General features: G+C 71.5%; 19 protein-coding genes. 7 read left to right on the top strand and 12 right to left on the bottom strand.

Annotated elements, in window-relative coordinates:
* Window positions 1-19 precede the first annotated feature (19 nt).
* On the top strand, window positions 20-1,537 hold the full coding sequence (locus PUW82_RS06330) for an MATE family efflux transporter (protein WP_274221439.1): 1,518 nt from the start codon (window positions 20-22) through the stop codon (window positions 1,535-1,537).
* Between the two features lie 13 nt (window positions 1,538-1,550).
* Here PUW82_RS06330 and PUW82_RS06325 read toward each other — a convergent pair whose 3' ends face one another.
* Window positions 1,551-3,284, bottom strand: a complete 1,734-nt coding sequence (locus PUW82_RS06325; protein ID WP_274221438.1) for an NYN domain-containing protein — start codon at window positions 3,282-3,284, stop codon at window positions 1,551-1,553.
* Window positions 3,285-3,367: 83 nt separating this feature from the next.
* Between PUW82_RS06325 and PUW82_RS06320 the strand changes: the two genes are divergently transcribed.
* From PUW82_RS06320 to PUW82_RS06310, 3 genes are read left to right on the top strand one after another with little or no spacing between them, the layout of a single operon-like run.
* A complete protein-coding gene (locus PUW82_RS06320) occupies window positions 3,368-4,159 on the top strand; it encodes a glycosyltransferase family A protein (RefSeq protein ID WP_274221437.1) in 792 nt (263 codons plus the stop codon).
* Complete coding sequence (locus PUW82_RS06315) at window positions 4,156-5,019, top strand: endonuclease/exonuclease/phosphatase family protein (RefSeq protein WP_274221436.1); 864 nt, start codon at window positions 4,156-4,158, stop codon at window positions 5,017-5,019. The genes PUW82_RS06320 and PUW82_RS06315 overlap by 4 nt, the downstream gene beginning before the upstream one ends.
* Complete coding sequence (locus PUW82_RS06310) at window positions 5,016-5,642, top strand: DUF2238 domain-containing protein (RefSeq protein ID WP_274221435.1); 627 nt, start codon at window positions 5,016-5,018, stop codon at window positions 5,640-5,642. The genes PUW82_RS06315 and PUW82_RS06310 overlap by 4 nt, the downstream gene beginning before the upstream one ends.
* Here PUW82_RS06310 and PUW82_RS06305 read toward each other — a convergent pair.
* The 3 genes from PUW82_RS06305 to PUW82_RS06295 form a co-directional block, all read right to left on the bottom strand.
* Window positions 5,626-6,861: an NAD(P)/FAD-dependent oxidoreductase gene (locus tag PUW82_RS06305; RefSeq protein ID WP_274221434.1), complete on the bottom strand. Its 1,236-nt coding sequence runs from the start codon at window positions 6,859-6,861 to the stop codon at window positions 5,626-5,628. The two genes, PUW82_RS06310 and PUW82_RS06305, sit on opposite strands and share 17 nt — an antisense overlap.
* The gene (locus tag PUW82_RS06300; RefSeq protein WP_274221433.1) at window positions 6,861-7,238 is read right to left on the bottom strand and encodes a hypothetical protein; all 378 of its coding nucleotides are present in this window, start codon (window positions 7,236-7,238) and stop codon (window positions 6,861-6,863) included. Before PUW82_RS06300 ends, PUW82_RS06305 begins: the two co-directional genes overlap by 1 nt.
* Before the next feature lie 93 nt (window positions 7,239-7,331).
* Entirely contained in the window at window positions 7,332-8,297 is a 966-nt protein-coding gene (locus tag PUW82_RS06295) for a GlxA family transcriptional regulator (RefSeq protein ID WP_274221432.1), read from the bottom strand.
* A 125-nt stretch (window positions 8,298-8,422) separates the two neighbouring features.
* On the opposite strand from PUW82_RS06295, the gene PUW82_RS06290 reads away from it, so the two are divergent.
* Window positions 8,423-9,061, top strand: a complete 639-nt coding sequence (locus PUW82_RS06290) for an isochorismatase family protein (protein ID WP_274221431.1) — start codon at window positions 8,423-8,425, stop codon at window positions 9,059-9,061.
* A gap of 138 nt (window positions 9,062-9,199) precedes the next feature.
* Here PUW82_RS06290 and PUW82_RS06285 read toward each other — a convergent pair whose 3' ends face one another.
* The gene (locus PUW82_RS06285; RefSeq protein WP_274221430.1) at window positions 9,200-10,024 is read right to left on the bottom strand and encodes an SDR family NAD(P)-dependent oxidoreductase; all 825 of its coding nucleotides are present in this window, start codon (window positions 10,022-10,024) and stop codon (window positions 9,200-9,202) included.
* A gap of 132 nt (window positions 10,025-10,156) precedes the next feature.
* Here PUW82_RS06285 and PUW82_RS06280 point away from each other — a divergent pair, with 132 nt between their 5' ends.
* Window positions 10,157-10,372, top strand: coding sequence for a hypervirulence associated TUDOR domain-containing protein (locus PUW82_RS06280; RefSeq protein ID WP_274221429.1), 216 nt, complete (start codon window positions 10,157-10,159; stop codon window positions 10,370-10,372).
* Between the two features lie 66 nt (window positions 10,373-10,438).
* Here the strand turns inward: PUW82_RS06280 and PUW82_RS06275 are convergent, their stop codons facing one another.
* The 3 genes from PUW82_RS06275 to PUW82_RS06265 all read right to left on the bottom strand — a co-directional run bounded on the left by PUW82_RS06275 (window position 10,439) and on the right by PUW82_RS06265 (window position 12,380).
* A complete protein-coding gene (locus tag PUW82_RS06275) occupies window positions 10,439-10,894 on the bottom strand; it encodes an SRPBCC family protein (protein ID WP_274221428.1) in 456 nt (151 codons plus the stop codon).
* Window positions 10,895-10,995: 101 nt separating this feature from the next.
* A complete protein-coding gene (locus tag PUW82_RS06270) occupies window positions 10,996-12,081 on the bottom strand; it encodes a winged helix DNA-binding domain-containing protein (protein ID WP_274221427.1) in 1,086 nt (361 codons plus the stop codon).
* 35 nt (window positions 12,082-12,116) lie between these two features.
* Window positions 12,117-12,380, bottom strand: a complete 264-nt coding sequence (locus PUW82_RS06265) for a helix-turn-helix domain-containing protein (RefSeq protein ID WP_420792735.1) — start codon at window positions 12,378-12,380, stop codon at window positions 12,117-12,119.
* 71 nt (window positions 12,381-12,451) lie between these two features.
* On the opposite strand from PUW82_RS06265, the gene map reads away from it, so the two are divergent.
* Window positions 12,452-13,222, top strand: a complete 771-nt coding sequence (gene map, locus PUW82_RS06260) for a type I methionyl aminopeptidase (RefSeq protein ID WP_274221425.1) — start codon at window positions 12,452-12,454, stop codon at window positions 13,220-13,222.
* A gap of 3 nt (window positions 13,223-13,225) precedes the next feature.
* Here the strand turns inward: map and PUW82_RS06255 are convergent, their stop codons facing one another.
* The 4 genes from PUW82_RS06255 to PUW82_RS06240 form a co-directional block, all read right to left on the bottom strand.
* Window positions 13,226-13,909 carry an NAD-dependent deacylase gene (locus tag PUW82_RS06255; protein WP_274221424.1) on the bottom strand — a complete coding sequence of 228 codons (684 nt, stop codon included), beginning with the start codon at window positions 13,907-13,909 and terminating at the stop codon, window positions 13,226-13,228.
* Window position 13,910: 1 nt separating this feature from the next.
* Window positions 13,911-14,642, bottom strand: coding sequence for a sulfurtransferase (locus PUW82_RS06250; protein WP_274221423.1), 732 nt, complete (start codon window positions 14,640-14,642; stop codon window positions 13,911-13,913).
* Window positions 14,643-14,752: 110 nt separating this feature from the next.
* Window positions 14,753-15,601 (bottom strand): aldo/keto reductase, encoded by an 849-nt coding sequence (locus tag PUW82_RS06245; protein WP_274221422.1) that lies wholly within the window; start codon window positions 15,599-15,601, stop codon window positions 14,753-14,755.
* Window positions 15,602-15,671: 70 nt separating this feature from the next.
* Window positions 15,672-16,169, bottom strand: coding sequence for a GNAT family N-acetyltransferase (locus PUW82_RS06240; protein ID WP_274221421.1), 498 nt, complete (start codon window positions 16,167-16,169; stop codon window positions 15,672-15,674).
* Window positions 16,170-16,296: the final 127 nt, after the last annotated feature.

The raw sequence follows: 16,296 nt of genomic DNA, 5'->3' as shown, positions 1-16,296 counted from the left end.
GATCTCGGAAGGTCAGCCGATGTCCCGCACTCTCACCACCGGCAGTCCGTGGCGGGTCATCCTCGCCTTCTCGGTGCCGCTGCTGATCGGCAACGTGGTGCAGCAGATGTACCACGTCGTCGACGCCATCGTCGTGGGCCGCTGGCTCGGCGTCGATGCGCTCGCGGCGGTGGGTGCGACGGGGTCGATGCTGTTCCTGCTCATCGGCTTCGCCTGGGGGCTCACCTCGGGGTTCGCCATCCCGACAGCGCAGGCCTTCGGCGCCGGCGACCATGCGGCCGTGCGGCGATCGGTGGCGGCGGGTACCGCGCTGACGGCGATCACGAGCATCGTCCTGACCGTCGTCGCTCCCTTCCTCTCGCGCCCGCTGCTCGAGCTGCTGCAGACTCCCCCGCAGCTGCTGGACGACGCCACGACGTTCGCCGTCGTGAGCTTCCTCGGTGCGGGCGCGACGATGTTCTTCAACTACCTGGCCGCGATCATCCGTGCCATCGGCGACTCCCGCACGCCGCTGATCTTCCTCACCGTGGCGTGCCTGTTCAACATCGCGCTCGTCGTGCTCATGGTCGGCCCGCTCGACTGGGGCGTCGGCGGCGCAGCGCTCGCGACGGTCGTGTCGCAGGCGTTGTCGGTGCTGCTGTGCCTGGGCTACATCCGCCGACGCATCCCGGTGCTGCAGATGGCGCGGGCGGACTGGCGGGTCACGCGCGCCGACCTCGCCGTGCACCTGCGTCTCGGCCTGCCCATGGGGTTCCAGGCCTCCATCATCGCCATCGGCACCCTCGCGGTGCAGGTGCGCCTCAACGAGCTCGGCGCCGACGCGGTGGCGGCGTACACGACCGCATCGCGCGTGGACGGCCTGGCGATCGCCCTGCTGCAGTCGCTCGGCCTCGCCGTGTCGATGTTCGTCGCGCAGAACTACGGCGGTGGTCGCCCCGACCGCATCCGTCAGGGCGTGACGCAGGCGACGTGGATGGCCGTCATCGGGTCGGTGCTGCTGGGGGTCGTGCTCGTGGCGTTCGGCGCTCCGCTCGTGCGCCTGTTCGTCGGCGACGGAGCAGACGGGGTCGTGGCCCTCGCCGCCCTCATGCTCATCATCAACGGCGCGACCTACACCGCCCTCGGCGTGCTCTTCGTCCTCCGCGGCGCTCTGCAGGGGCTCGGGCACACACTCGTCCCGACGATCACCGGCATCGTCGAGCTGTTCATGCGTGCCGGCGCGGCCGTCGTCCTCGGCGCCCTCATCGGGTTCGCGGGCGTGGCCTGGAGCAATCCGCTCGCGTGGCTCGGTGCGACGGCGATCCTCGTGCCCGCTTACCTTCGCGCACGACGGGAACTGGCGTCGATGCCGGTCGCCGTCGCCGACCACCTGACCACCGCCACCACGCCCGTGCCGGTGGTGGGTCCGAAGAACGGATCGATGGTCGTCGACGCGGTGGTGACGCAGCCCGTGCCGATCGTCCCGGCCACCGCTCGCGGCCGCCGCGGGCTCACGGCCGCGCTCCGTCGCCGACGGGCCGGCGCCCGGCGCCGCTGACGCGCGCTGCGGATCAGCCGGCCGCTGATCCCGGACGCGACGCACGCCGCGGGGCGCGCTTGCGCGCCGGCGCGGGCGCATCGGCGCCCGCTGCTTCCGTCGCGCCCGCCTCGGCCGCACCCGCATCGGATGCGGCGGGCGCGGGCTGCTCCACGACGGCGGCAGCGCCGGTCGCCGGGGCCGCCTCCGCGGCAGCGGCGGTCGCGGGTTCGGACGCCGCGGCCTTCGGGGTCCGCTTGCGCGGGGCGCGCTTCGGGCGCGCGGGGGCTGCGTCCTCCGTCGGCGCATCGGCGACCGACTGCGGCGCATCCTCCGTCTGAGCCGGCTCAGCGCCCGCATCGGGCGCCGCAGCCGCCGAGTCGACTGTCGGGCCGGCTCCGGCTCGGCGAGCGGCGTCCGACACGGCATCGAGGGCAGCATCGAGAGCCTGGTCGAGGGTGAGCTGCTCGATGGGGCGGCGCGAGCCGCGGGCGCGAGCCGAGGCGCGCTTGGCCGGCGCACCCTCGGTCACCGCGTCGGGATCGGTCGCCTCGGTACCCGCGCCGTCGGTGTCCGCCTCGCTCGCTGCGGCCGGGGACTGCTCCGGCTCGGGGGCCGCGGCGCGGCTGCGCGTGCTCTTCTTCCGCGGGCGCTGCGCGGCCGCGGGGGCGGGGGCGGCCGACTCACCGGCATCGCCGGCGGCGACGTCGGTCGCGGCGTCCGTCGGCGCGGCATCCGTCTCGTTCGCGTTGCTCTCGGCGGCGTTGCTCTCGGCGGCAGGGCTCTCGGCGGCGTTGGCCTCGGCGGCGGGGCTGGGGGCGGGGACGGCATCACCGTCGGTTGCGGACGCGTCCGTTGCGGGGGCGGTCTCCGCCTCGCCCGCCGGCGCGGCGTCCGCGGTGTCCGATGCGGATCCGCCGCGCGCCGATCCCCGCTTGCGCGGGGCGCGCTTCGTCCGCTCCGGAGCCGGTGCTGCGGCGGCCTCGGTTTCGGCCTCGCCGCCGGTGGCCGTCGTCGGCGCCTCCGATGCCTTCGTCCCCTTGCCGGTGCGGGGGCGCAGCGACATCCCGCCGGGCTTGGACTCGATCGTGAACAGGTCGACCGCCTTGAGCAGGTCGGAGAGCTTCGCGTAGCCCCAGTTGCGGGGGTCGAAGTCGGGCTGCTGCTTGCGCATGAGCTGTCCGACGGTGCCCAGGTCGGCCCAGCCGTCGTCCGCCGAGGCCGTGTCGACGCTGCTGCGCAGCAGCGAAGCGAGCCGCGCATCGCCCCGCAGGGCGGCGGAGGACCACCGCGCCGGCGTCGTCGACCGGGCGGCATCGGGTTCGTTCGCGGCACCCAGCACCTCGAGGTAGGTGAACTGATCGCACGCGTTGCGGAACGCCTCGGGGGTCTTGCGCTCCCCGAACCCGTACACCGTCACGCCCTCCTCGCGGATCCGCGACGCGAGCCGGGTGAAGTCGCTGTCGCTCGAGACGATGCAGAAGCCCTGGAAACGCCGCGTGTAGAGCAGATCCATCGCGTCGATGATGAGCGCGCTGTCGGTGGCGTTCTTGCCGGTCGTGTTGTCGAACTGCTGCATCGGCTGGATGACGTGCTCGCTCGCGGCGTCCTTCCATCCGCGCAGCTGCGTCTTGGTCCAGTCGCCGTACACGCGCTTGACCGACGCGGTGCCGTAGGTGGCGATCTCGGCGAGGACGGCGCCGATCCGCGATGGCGAGACGTTGTCGGCATCGACGAGGACGGCGAGGAGATCGCTCTGCTGAGGCATGCCTCCAGCATGTCACTGCTGACCGGATGCCGTGGTGTCAACCGGTTCGCCCCTCCCCGACCGTCCGCCTAACGTAGGGAGGGATGCCGCACCCCCCTGCCCCGCGATCCGAGCGACCGACGGTGTCGGTGGTGATCCCGGTCAAGGACGACGCCCCCGCCCTCCGGCGGTGCTTGCGGGCCCTCGCGCTGCAGTCCGATCCGCCCGACGAGATCGTCGTGGTCGACAACGGCTCGAGCGATGACTCGGCGCATGTCGCCCGCGCCGGCTGCGCCCGCGTCGTCCCCTGCGCCGACCCCGGCATCCCCGCCGCCGCGGCGACGGGCTACGACCACGCCACGGGCGAGGTGATCCTCCGGCTCGACGCCGACTGCATGCCCGCCGCCTCGTGGGTGGAACGCGTCCGCGGCGAGTTCGAGCGCCGCCCCGACACCGCGGTCGTCACCGGCGGCGCCCGCTTCATCGACGGCCCCCGGCCCCTGCGCATCCCGCTCGCCGCCGCGTATCTCGGGCTCTACGCGGCCGTCGGCTTCACCGCCCTCGGCCACCTTCCGCTGTTCGGCTCGAACCTCGCGTTCCGGCGGTCGGCGTGGCTCCGCGTCAGCGCACGGGTGCACCGAGATCCCCGGTTGCACGACGACTTCGACCTCGCCTTCCACCTCGGCGAGTACTACCCCGTCCGCTATGCCCGGCACGCGGCCATGGGGATGTCGATGCGCCCCTTCTTCGACCGTCGCGCGTTCGGCGAGCGGGTCGCGCGCGGTTTCCGCAGCGTCGTCATCCACTGGCCGGTCGACCTGCCGCCGATCCGCCTCGTGCGACGATGGCTGCGCGTCGCGGCATCCCGTCCGTCCGCAACGAGAGGGCACGCATGACCGCTTCCGTCGTCGCCGACACCGCCGTCCGCCCGCTGTTCCCGGCGCCGAACGAGACGGCGCCGGGCGACCTGCACATCGCGAGCTGGAACATCCGTCGTCGCATCGACGGCCCGACGTGGCCGCCGAACGACCGGTGGAAGGTACGGGCGCCGCGCCTGGCAGCCGTGCTGCGCGCCGACCCGCCCGCGATCCTCGGCACGCAAGAGGCGATGCCTGATCAGGCCGACCTCGTCCGCGCGTCGCTCGGGCCCGGCTATCGCCTCGTCGGCCACGGGCGCAACGCGGACGGCCGCGGCGAGGGTTGCCCGATCTTCTTCGACGCTGATCGCCTCGAGCTGACCGGCCACGCGCAGCTCGCATTGTCCGAGACCCCCGGCGTCGCCGGGTCTGTCTCATGGGGCAACCCGGTTCCTCGCATCGTCGTCCGCGTGAGCTTCCGCGATCGCGTCACGGGCGCGACGCTGACGGTGTTCAACACGCACCTGGACGTCTTCTCCGCCAAGTCGCGGCTGCGCTCGGCGTGGCTGCTGCACGACCTCGCCGAGGAGGCGACGGGCACGGTCGTCGTGATGGGCGACATGAACGCCGGTCCCGGCTCGGCCCCGCTCGCAGCGCTGCTCAGCGGCGACCTCGTCGACGCCTGGGCGGCCGCGGCGCAGCGGACGACCCCACTGTGGGACACCTACGGCGGCTACCACGAGCCGCGGGTTCGGCGCGGGCCGATCGACTGGATCGCGGTGGACCGGGGCACGACCGTGCGGCAAGCGGCGATCGACACGCGGACGGTCCACGGCGCGGCACCCTCCGACCACCTCGGTGTGCACGTCGTGCTCGGACTCGACGAGGAGACGTCGTGAACCGCCCCGTGATGATCGAGAACTTCCTGCGCCCGCCACGCTCGGCGAGCGCGATCATCGCCGACGCGGTGCGTTTCGCCGGGCTGCTCAGCGTCGCGATCGCCGCGATCTGGTTCGAGCTGACGGATGCCGGTGTGCTCGCCCTGACCCTCCCGGCGCTCGTCATCCCCCGCTTCCTCGGGGCGCGGCCCGCCTTCGACATCGTCTGCGGCGTCACCGTGCTCGTCGCCGCGTGGAGCAACATCGCCGACCTGTACCGCACCTACCCCGCCTGGGACATCCCGATGCACTTCCTCTGCACCGGCGTGCTCGCGGCTCTCGGCTACCTCGCTGCGGGCCGGCTGCACGTCGTCCCGCTGCCCGGCGCACCCGATTACCGTCGACGTACGGGGGTCGTCGTGACAACGGCATTCGGACTCGCGCTGAGCGCCGTGTGGGAGATGATCGAGTGGCTGGGGGCCGTCTTCGTCGACACGATCTTCGTCGCCTACGACGACACGATCGGCGACATGGCTGTGGGAGGTGCCGGCTCGATCCTCGCCGGCATCCTCGTCGCCCGGGTGCGGCTGACAGCCGAGACCGACGTCAGCCGCGACGATACCCCGGTCAGACGCGCCCGGTGAGGATCAGGTTCCAGTAGACCCACGGCAGCACGCGGCGGTCGAAGAACCACGACAGCCGACTCTCGCGGTACATCCGCCGCAGGAACGGGATCGTCGGCATCAACTCGCCCGCCGGCCCGAACTCGGCCCACACGACACTCGACCGCGACACCGTCATCGGACATACGCCGTAGCCGTCGTAGTGCGCCGTCGGCTTCTTCCCCGCCAGCACCGCCGTGAGGTTCTTCGCGAGCACCATCGTCTGCTTTCGCAGGGCGCCGCCGCTCTTCGAGTTCGTCGTGGCGGCGGCATCCCCCAGTCCCCAGACGTTGGCGAAGCGCGGGTGCTGCAACGTCTCGGGGTCGACCTCGACGAAGCCGTCGGGGTCGTCGGCGGCCGCTAGACCCGATGCGCGGATCCACTCGGGTGCCGACTGCGGTGGCGTGACGCTGAGCAGGTCGTACGGCACGCGTTCGATGCCGGCCGGTGACGCGATCACGGCCTCGGAGCGGCCGGCATCCACCTCGATGAGGGCGCTGTCGGTGCGCAGCTCGATGCCGTAGCGGTCGATGGCCCGCTGGATCTCGCGATCGAAGGGCTCGATGCCGAACACCGTCTTCTCGGGCACGACCAGGACGGGACGGATGTCGCCGAGCACGCCCGTGCGCTGCCAGTAGTCGCACGCCTGGTAGAGAGGCTTCTGGGCCGCTCCCGCGCACGACGCCGGCCCCGCGGGCTGGGTGAAGACGACCGTGCCGCGACGCAGGTCGCGCAACCGCAGCGAGGTGCGAGCGGCCAGATCGCCCTCGTAGTGCGTCGTGACGTCACCGGTGCCGATCGACTCCGCGAGGCCCGGGACGCTCGCCCAGTCCTTCTGCATGCCGGGCGAGAGCACCAGCTGGTCGTACCCGACCTCGCCGCCCCCGGCCAGCTGGACGACCGAACGCGCCGGATCGACGAGCACGACGGCGTCGCGGATCCACGTGACATCGTCGGGCATGACCGATCGCTGCGGCCGCACGGTCTCGCTGATGCGCGCGGTGCCGCCGGCGACATGGGAGAACAGCGGCTTGTACTCGTGGACGTCGCGGGGCTCGATGAGCGCGACATCCGCCACCCCCCGGCGCAGCAGGCGCGCCGCGGCCGAGACGCCGCCGTTGCCGCCGCCCACGACGATGACGCGGTGATGAGCAGCGGGTCGTGCGTCCGCACCGGTGAGGTCGGTGTGCGCCGTCGTCATCAGCCTGCGGCTCCGAGCGTCTCGACCAGGTAGATCCCGATGAAGATCGCCAGCGCCCCCACGGCGAGGATGCCCATCGCGACCGCGAGCCGCCGGTTGCGTACGGGCGCTTCGCCCGACGACCGGGCAGCGACGAGCATCATCGCCCACGCGACGACGACGAACACGATGCCGATCGCCGGCAGCACGACCTGCAGCTGGAACGCCAGCGCGTACAGGACGATTGCGACGACCGCGAGCACGCCGGCGGGAATCAGCCAGCGCGACGACGAGCCCTGGCGGAAGCTCGCCTGGTTCGTCAGGTCGGTGGGGTCCGGGCGGGGCTGCCGGTCGGGCAGCTGCCCGGGTCCGTGGGCCTCCGTGCGCTTGTCGACCATGGGGTCCTCCGTTCGTGGGATCCCCACCGTATGCCGTCGCTCCGCCGGACCGGAGCCCCTTGCGCTCGGGCCTCGGATGCCGCAACACGGCGGCTATGTGCTGCGCGAGGTGAGCGCACGGGCGTCGAATCGACGGCGGTAGCTCGAGGGAGTGCAGCCGAACGCCGCGAGGAAGTTCTGCCTCAGGGTGACCGGGCTTCCGAACCCGCTCGCATCAGCGATTTGATCGATGCTGAGGTCCGTGGTCTCCAGCAGGCGCCGGGTCTCGTCGAGCCGACGTGATCGCACCCAGGCGGCGGGCGTCGTGCCCGTCGCGGCGCGAAAGGCCCGGACGTAGGATCGCCGGCTCATGTGAGCCCGCGACGCCAACTGCTCGACGTCGATCTCCATCGCGAGGTGGGTGAGCGCCCATTCGAGGGAGTCCGCGACGGGGTGACCGCCGACGTTCGGAGCCACGGGCCGTTCGATGTACTGGGCCTGGCCGCCGTCGCGATGGGGAGCGACGACCAGCGAGCGCGCCACGTGGTTCGCCGTATCGGCTCCGAGGCGGGTACGCACGATGTGCAGGCAGGCGTCGAGGCCGGATGCCGTTCCCGCCGAGGTCAGCACATCTCCGAGATCGACATAGAGCGCCGACGCGTCGACGGTGATGTCCGGGTGGCGGGCGGCGAGTTCGTCGGCGGCCTGCCAGTGCGTGACCGCGGTCCGCCCCGCCAGGATGCCCGCATCGGCCACGACGATCGCGCCGAGGCAGAGCCCGGCGATGAACACTCCCCGCTGATGAGCGTCCTGCAGCGACCGCCGGAGCTCGGGGCTGACCTCCTTGCCCCGGCGCTCCCAGGAGGGCAGGACCACCATGTCCGCCTCGTCCATCGCCGCAAGCCCCTGAACACCCTCGACGGTGTACCCCTCCGCGGTGCGGATCGAGCCGGCGCGGTCCGAGAAGAGCGTGCACGTCCAGTCGGCCACCCCCTGGCGACGCACCTCGTCGAAGACGAGCTGCGGCGTCGACAGATGGAACATCGTCGCGCCGTCGAATGCGTAGATGGCGATTTTCACGTCTGTCCTCCTGGCCCGAATTCATCGTATTCCGTCATTCGTGCCAATGGCGGACGGCGGCCGTCCGCACGATCGTTGAGGGAGGCAGCGATCGAGCTGCGTGACATCCCAGAGAGCAGATGACCATGACCACTCCCCGCCGCGCACTGATCCTCGTCGACGTGCAGCAGGACTACTTCGCCGGCCCGCTCGAGGTGCAGTGCCCGCCGCACGCGCAGTCACTGCCGCGGATCACGGCCGCCATCGACGGTGCCCGGAAGGCCGGAATCCCCATCGTCGCCGTTCAGCACCGGGGCGGCGACGGCTCGCCCGTGTTCGACCCGGCGACAGCCGGCTTCGATCTCCACCCCGAGGTCGAGAGCCGTCTGGACGCCGATGCGAAGCGGGTCACGAAGGAGTACGGCACCGTGTTCGGCGGCACCGACCTCCTCGCCTGGCTCCGGGCACACGCGATCGACACGATCTCGCTCGTCGGCTACATGACGAACAACTGCATCCTGGCGTCCGCCGCCGAGGCGGAGACGCACGGTCTCACGGTTGAGGTGCTTTCGGATGCCACGGGCGCGATCCACCTCGCCAACGCTGTCGGCTTCGCGGATGCTCAGACCGTCCATGCGACGCTGATGACCCTGCTCCACTCGAACTTCGCCGCGGTGGCACCGACGAGCCGATGGCTGCGTGCCGTGGCGGACGACGTCGCGCTCGATCGCGACAATCTCGTGCAGTCCGCGCGAGCAGGCGCTGAGCGCGCTCGTCAGCGATGACCCCCACCGTACGCGCGCGGAAGCTGCGGAGGGCCATCGATCGCCTCCTCGCTACGGCGCAGGACATGGCCGCCATCCATCTCGACGCCCTGATCGAACACGACGTCGTCCAGGTTCTGCCGGTGGCGCCTGCGCCGCTCAGTGCGCGAGGGAGACCATCTCGGCGCTGCGCTGCCACAGCTCTCGGGCGAGGACGGCGTCGGTGGCGTCGCGGTGCGACCGCGTGAGCCGGTCCTTCTCGTAATACCCGCCCGGAACCCAGTCGCGCCCCGGCTCACCGGACGCGAGGAAGACCATCCGCGCTCCGCCTTCGTCCGTGGTGGTCATCACGCGTCGGGCGACGGGGTTGTGATACATCCAGCGGAACGGTCCGGGCACGTTCGCGGCGAACTGCGTCGCGACGACGCCCGGGTGGAAGGCGGCGGCCGAGATGCCGCGGTCGCCGGCGCGGTGCTGCAGCTCTCGCGTGAAGAGGATGTTCGCGAGCTTCGCGTTGCCGTACGCGACACGGCCCGAGTACCGCCCCGCGGCGTTGAGATCGGTGACGTCGAAGCGCGAGAACATCCGCGCGGCGACGCTGGCGGTCTGGATGACCGAAGCGCTGCTGTCGGCGAGCCGGTCGAGCAGCAGGTTCGTCAGCAGGAAGCCGGCGAGATGGTTGACCTGGAACGTCTGCTCGAAGCCGTCGACGGTGAGGTGGCGCGGCCCGAAGATGCCGCCCGCGTTGTTGGCGAGCACGTCGATGCGCGGATACGCCTCACGCAGCTCCCCCGCCAGTCGGCGTACCTGGGCGAGCTCGGCGTAGTCGGCGAGGTGGAACGGAGCGCCCAGCTCCGCGGCGAGGGCGCGGGTCTTCTCCGGCGACCGACCCACGAGCACCACGCGGTGCCCCTCGCGGGTGAGACGCCGCGCGGCGGCGGCTCCGATTCCGTCGCTGGCTCCCGTGATCACGATCGTGCGCATGTCCGCAGTCTCGCAGGACGCATCCTCTCCGGCGACCGCTGGCGCATCGGAGCGGACTGTGTCAACGACTAACCCGGCGTCCGTGCGGCGCGGCAGGATCGCCGCAACGAACGCACAACGGAAGGAGCCGGCATGGCTCAGGAACTGTCGAAGGGCGACCGCGTCAGCTGGGGCACCTCCCAGGGGCGGACGCAGGGGACGATCGTCGAGAAGAAGGAGAAGGACTTCCAGTTCGCGGGTCAGAAGTTCACGGCGTCCGCCGACGACCCCGCCTTCATCGTCGAGTCGGAGAAGAGCGGCGACCAGGCCGCTCACAAGCGGTCTGCGCTGCGGAAGCTCAGCAGCTGACCCCCGGCGACACACACGAGGCCCCTCCGCTGAGCGGAGGGGCCTCGTGTCTTTCGTGGATCGAGATCAGTTCTCGATGTCGCCGCGCCAGGCACCGGTCTCGGTGCCGCGCGACTCGATGAACTCCTTGAACCGCGTGAGGTCCTTCTTCACGGCGTGGTCGTCGATGCCGATGGCAGCGCCGACCGACTCGACGAAGCCCTCGGGCTTCCAGTCGAGCTGCACGGTGACGCGCGTCTCGTTGTCGCCGAGCTTGTGGAACGTGACGACACCGGCGTGCTCGTCCTTGCCCTGGACGCTGTTCCACGCGACGCGCTCGTCGGGGTGCTGCTCGGTGATCTTCGCGGTGAACTCGCGCTCAGCCCCGCCGATCTTCACCTTCCAGTGCGTGGTGCCGTCGTCGAGCTGGGTGACCGACTCGACGAAGCTCAGGAAGTGCGGGAACGATTCGAACTGCGTCCACTGGTTGTACGCGACCGACACGGGCACGTCGACGTCGATGGTCTCGATGATGCGGGCCATGGGCGGCTCCTTTCGGTTTCGATTTCGGGGCTGATCCCATGCTTCGCCGTCACGGTCGGCACGGCGACCTGGTTGCGACCTCGGCGGTCGCCTGGTAGGCGTCAGTCCAGGCCGCGGACGGGCACCCCGAGCCAGCCGGCGAGGTCGCGGATCTCGGCATCCACCGCGTCGCGTTCCTCGCTCTCCCACGGCACGAGCTCGTGCACCGCCGCCACCACGAGGTTCTCTTTCGTCTTGTCGAGCGCGGCATCGAGCAGACCGATGAACCGGTCGCCACACAGGATCGGGTGGGCGAAGTAGCCGTAGACGCGCTGAGCTTTGGGCACGAACTGCTCGAGCTTGAACGTGAAGTCGAACGCCTCGACGAGGCGCGGACGATCGAACAGCATGCCGTCGTAGGGGCTGAGGATCGCGATCCGCCCGCCGGGGTCGTCGTCGATCGCCTCGAGCGCTCGCGGATCGACGCGCCACTTCCACGCGCTCCCCTCGACCACGGCGGGCTCCCCCGCCATGCCGACCGCCGCCCAGGACGAACGCTGCCGCGCGAGTCCGGCGCCCTGCAGGCGACGCTCGTCGAGCAGCGCACCGGCCTGGTCGACGTCGGGCCCGTCGGGCTCGGGGCCACGCGCGCGCTCGGCGATGTCCCACCGGCGAAGGCGCCCCGCGCGTCCGACGACCGCGACCTCGCCGAGCCGCTCGAGCAGATCGAGCATGCGCGGCACCTGGTTGTCGCTGTACCAACCGCTCTCGTTACCCGCCGGCACGGCGGCGGTGTCGGGGATCGCCGAAGCCAGCAGCGGGCCGTCGCGGCGCAGCCGTGCGATGACGTCGGCCCGGAAGGCCGCATTGGCGTCGAGCCACGCGGCGGTGCTCTCGCGCAGCGGCCGGCCCCGCATCCGCACGCGCATGAGCGGCAGAAGGCTCGCCGGATAGAACGACCCGGCGTACTCGAACAGCTGACGGTCGTCCTCGACCGCCTTCGTCAGCTGTCCGGGTTCGTACCCCCAGCCGATGCGCGTCCACGGGATGGTCTGCTCGCTCGGAGCGATGACCGCCGTCGGATCGATCTTGATCGCGCCGAGCTGCTCGGCGACCTCGACGACGTCACCCGGGCGGTCGGCGTCGAGCAGCTGCGCCCGCACGATGATGCGGCGCGCCTGCTCGCGGGTGAGCCGGTGCGGTTCCATGCCCCGACGCTAGCGGCGCCCGCCGACATCCGCACTCACGCCGGCAGCGCGGCATCCGTTCGGCGCGCGTGCGCGGCGATCTCATCCAGCGACAGGTCCAGCGCCGTCGCGACAGAGGCGACCGTCGTGAACGACGGGGTCGCGAGCCGTCCGGTCTCGATCTTCCGCAGCGTCTCGGCCGAGATCTGCGCCGCCGCCGCGACCTCGGCGATCGAGCGATCGCCGCGTGCCTGCCGCAGGAAGGCGCCCAGACGCCGGCCTCGGGCGATCGTCTCGGGCGTGTGCGCCGGGCGAACCATCATGGCGCGAGCATAGCGGTATTATCGGCCCGGTATTTTAATGACGCCGACGACCCGACGGAGAGCAGCCCATGATCGAGATCCTGAACGAGACGCAGCTCGGCCACGCCCGCGCCACCGGCGCCCTGGTCGGCGACATCCTCCGCGAGCTGCGCGAACGCTCGACCGTCGGCGTGAACCTGCTCGACATCGACGCGTGGGCTCGCGAGCTGATCGTGCGAGCGGGTGCGACATCCTGCTACGTCGACTACGCGCCCTCGTTCGGCGACGGCCCGTTCGGCCACCACATCTGCACCGCCGTCAACGACGCCGTCCTCCACGGGATGCCGCACGACTACGCCCTGCGCTCGGGCGACCTGCTCACGCTCGACCTCGCGATCACGAGAAACGGCGTCGCAGCCGACGCCGCGATCAGCTTCACCGTCGGCCCGTCGCAGCCGGCGCGCGACGCCGCCCTCATCGACGTGACCGAACGCGCCCTCGCGGCGGGGATCGAGGCCGCGCGCCCCGGCAATCGCATCGGCGACATCTCGTCCGCCATCGGTGCCGTGCTTACCGGAGCGGGGTACGCCGTCAACACCGAGTTCGGCGGCCACGGCATCGGCAGCGTCATGCACGGCGATCCCCACGTGCCCAACATCGGCCGCCCCGGACGCGGCTACCGCCTGCGCCCGGGGCTCCTGCTCGCCCTCGAGCCCTGGGTGATGGACGACACCGACATCCTCGTCACCGACCCCGACGGCTGGACGCTCCGCAGCTCCACCGGCTGCCGCACCGCGCACACCGAGCACACCGTCGCCATCACCGAGGGTGCCGCCGAGATCCTCACGCTCCCCCGCTGAGGATCAGAACCGCGCGGCCCAGACGGGAACGGTCTCGGTCGCGGGACCCAGCACCACCTCGTCGAACAGGCGCGTGTCATCGTGCGCGTCGAGGTTGAGCAGAGCGGTGCGCGCGCCGGCCTCGGCGGCCACGGCGACGAGGGATGCCGCGGGGGTCACCGCGCCCGACGTCCCGACGACCCAGAACTCCTCGCAGAGCGACACCACGTCGAAGATCTCCTCGAGGCCGTAGACCGCCTCGCCGAACCAGACCACATCGGGACGCAGGGATCGCGCACCGCACGCGGGGCACGGCGGCTCGTCCGCCAGCTCGCCGGTTACCGGCATCCGGGTCCCGCACCGCTCGCACCGCGCCCGGTCGAGCCGCCCGTGGATGTGCAGCACCCGCTGCGAGCCCGCGCGCTCGTGCAGGTCGTCGATGTTCTGCGTGATGACGGCCACCTCACCCGGATGCCGCGCTTCAAGCTCGGCGAGCGCCCGATGCGCGGCGTTCGGCCGGGCCACCCGGGCCACGCGGCGACGCTCGTCGTAGAACGCCTGCACGCGGGCCCGATTCGCCGCGAAGCCCTCGGGCGTCGCGACATCCTCGATTCGGTGGTCCTCCCACAGTCCGTCGGTGGCGCGGAAGGTGCGGATGCCCGACTCGGCCGAGATCCCCGCCCCCGTCAGCACCACGATCCGAGCCATGTCAGCCCCGCGCCGCGAGGTCCGGCGTCAGCGCCTCGCGCTCATCGAAGACGAAGCATTCGCCGTTCCAGTGCGCGCCGCCCTCGTGCTCGAAGTAGCCCAGGATGCCGCCCTCGAGCTGGTAGGCGTCGACGCCCTCGTCGCGCAGCACGATCGCCGCCTTCTCGCAGCGGATGCCGCCCGTACAGAAGCTGACGACCGTCTTGCCGGCGAGCTGCTCGCGATGCTCCGCGGCAGCGCCGGGGAACTGCGTGAACCGCTCGATCCGCCAGTCCACCGCCCCCTCGAACGTGCCGTAGTCGACCTCGAAGGCGTTGCGGGTGTCGAGCAGCACGACCTCGCGGCCGGCGTCGTCGTGCCCCTGGTCGAGCCAGCGGCGCAGCTGGGCCGGCGCGACGGCCGGAGCGCGCTCCGCTTCGGGACGGATCGCCGGACGATCCATCCGGATGATCTCGCGCTTGACCTTGACGAGCATCCGGCCGAAGGGCTGATCGTCCGACCAGCTCTCCTTCGTCGTCAGGGCGACGAACCGCTCGTCGGAGCGGAGGTCGTCGACGAACCCGCGCACCGCGTCGGCGCGGCCCGCCAAGAAGAGGTTGATGCCCTCCGGCGCGAGCAGGATGGTCCCCCGCAGCGCCGCCGCCTCCGCGCGCCCGCGCAGCGTGATGCGCAGGTCGGCCGGATCGGCGATGTGCGTGAACAGGTACGCCGAGACGTTCAGGACGGATGCCACCGCCCCAGCCTACGAAACCCCGGCCGGACGCGCGTCGGGCGCAGTTCCCGGCATCCGCCGCAGATCCAACTGCGCGCGACGCCGAGACCTGCGCCCGATACGGCGGTGGGTCAGTGCACCTCGGAGGGGTGCGCGCTCACCCGGCCCGAGCCGTCGCCCGGGTCGAGCGCCGAGATGGCGTCGACCTGCGCGGTGGTGAGCTCGAAGTCGAACAGCGAGGCATTCTCGACCATGCGCTCGCGGCTCACGGTCTTCGGGAAGACGATGAACCCGCGCTGCAGGTGCCAGCGCAGCACGACCTGAGCGGGGCTCTTGCCGTGCGCGGCGGCCGCCTCGGCGACGGGCTCGGCACCGAAGAGGTCGTACTTGCCCTGACCGAGGGGACCCCACGACTCGATGCGCACGCCCTTGTCGGCGGCCCAGTCGACGACATCCTTCTGCTGGTAGGCCGGGTGCAGCTCGATCTGGTTCACCGCGGGCAGGACACCGGTCTCGGCGTGGATCTTCTCGAGGTGCTCGACGAGGTGGTTCGACACGCCGATCGAGCGGGTCAGGCCGGCGTCGCGCAGCTCGACGAGCTTCTGCCAGGCGTTGACGTAGTTGCCGTTGTCGGGGGCCGGCCAGTGCACGAGGTACAGGTCGGCGTAGTCGAGTCCGAGCTTCTCGAGGCTCTCGGACAGCGCGGCGCGGGGCTCGTCGCCGGCCTGGCGGTCGTTCCAGAGCTTCGTGGTGATGAACAGCTCGTCACGCGGGATGCCGCTGGCGGCGATGGCCCGACCGACACCCTCTTCGTTGCCGTAGATCGCCGCGGTGTCGATGTGGCGGTAGCCGGCCTCGAACGCCTCGGAGACGAGACGCTCGGTCTCGGCGGGGTCGACCTTGAAGACGCCGTAGCCGAGCTGCGGGATCTCGAAGCCGGAGTTGAGGGACACGTGGGGGACGTGGATCTGATCTGCCATGCCCTCAGCCTAGAAGCGCGAGCGACCGCCGGCTCCGGGCTTGACGCCGCCCGGACGGCCCGTCACGCGATCAGCCCGCGAGTGCGGCGAGGGCGTCGCCGGCGAGCCGCTGAGTCGTCCACTCGTCCATGGGCTCGGCGCCGATCGAGCGGTAGAAGGCGATCGATGGAGCGTTCCAGTCCAGCACCGTCCACTCGAGCCGCGAGTAGCCCCGTTCGACGCACACCGCCGCGAGCGAGGCGATCAGCTGCTTGCCGTAACCCCGACCGCGCTGCGCCTCGTCGACGTAGAGGTCTTCGAGCCAGATGCCGTGCCGGCCGGTCCAGGTCGAGTAGGTGAGGAACCAGATCGCGATGCCGACGATCGCGCCCTCGCGCTCGACGACATGGCAGAACGCGCGCGGCTCGTCGCCGAAGAGCGTCTGCCGCAACGCATCGGCGGTATTCGCTACCGCGTCGGGCTCGCGCTCGTAGACCGCGAGCGCGCGGATGCAGCCGAGGATGCCGTCCTCGTCGCCGGGACCGGCGGCGCGCAGCACGGCGCCACCGGAGAGTTCACGCGGATCCATCGGCCCAGCGTACCGAGGCGGGCCGGCGCGGCACGGGGCGGGCGGCGGCGTAACTCCTCAGAAACGCGACCGCCCCGCCGCCCAGCCCGGAGGAACCCGGGATGAACGGCGGGGAGGATGGCGGAAT

Source organism: Microbacterium thalli, assembly GCF_028737325.1.
GTDB lineage: Bacteria > Actinomycetota > Actinomycetes > Actinomycetales > Microbacteriaceae > Microbacterium > Microbacterium thalli.
The sequence above is the reverse complement of the archived record's forward strand: the minus strand, read 5'-3'. Positions and strand labels throughout refer to the sequence as shown.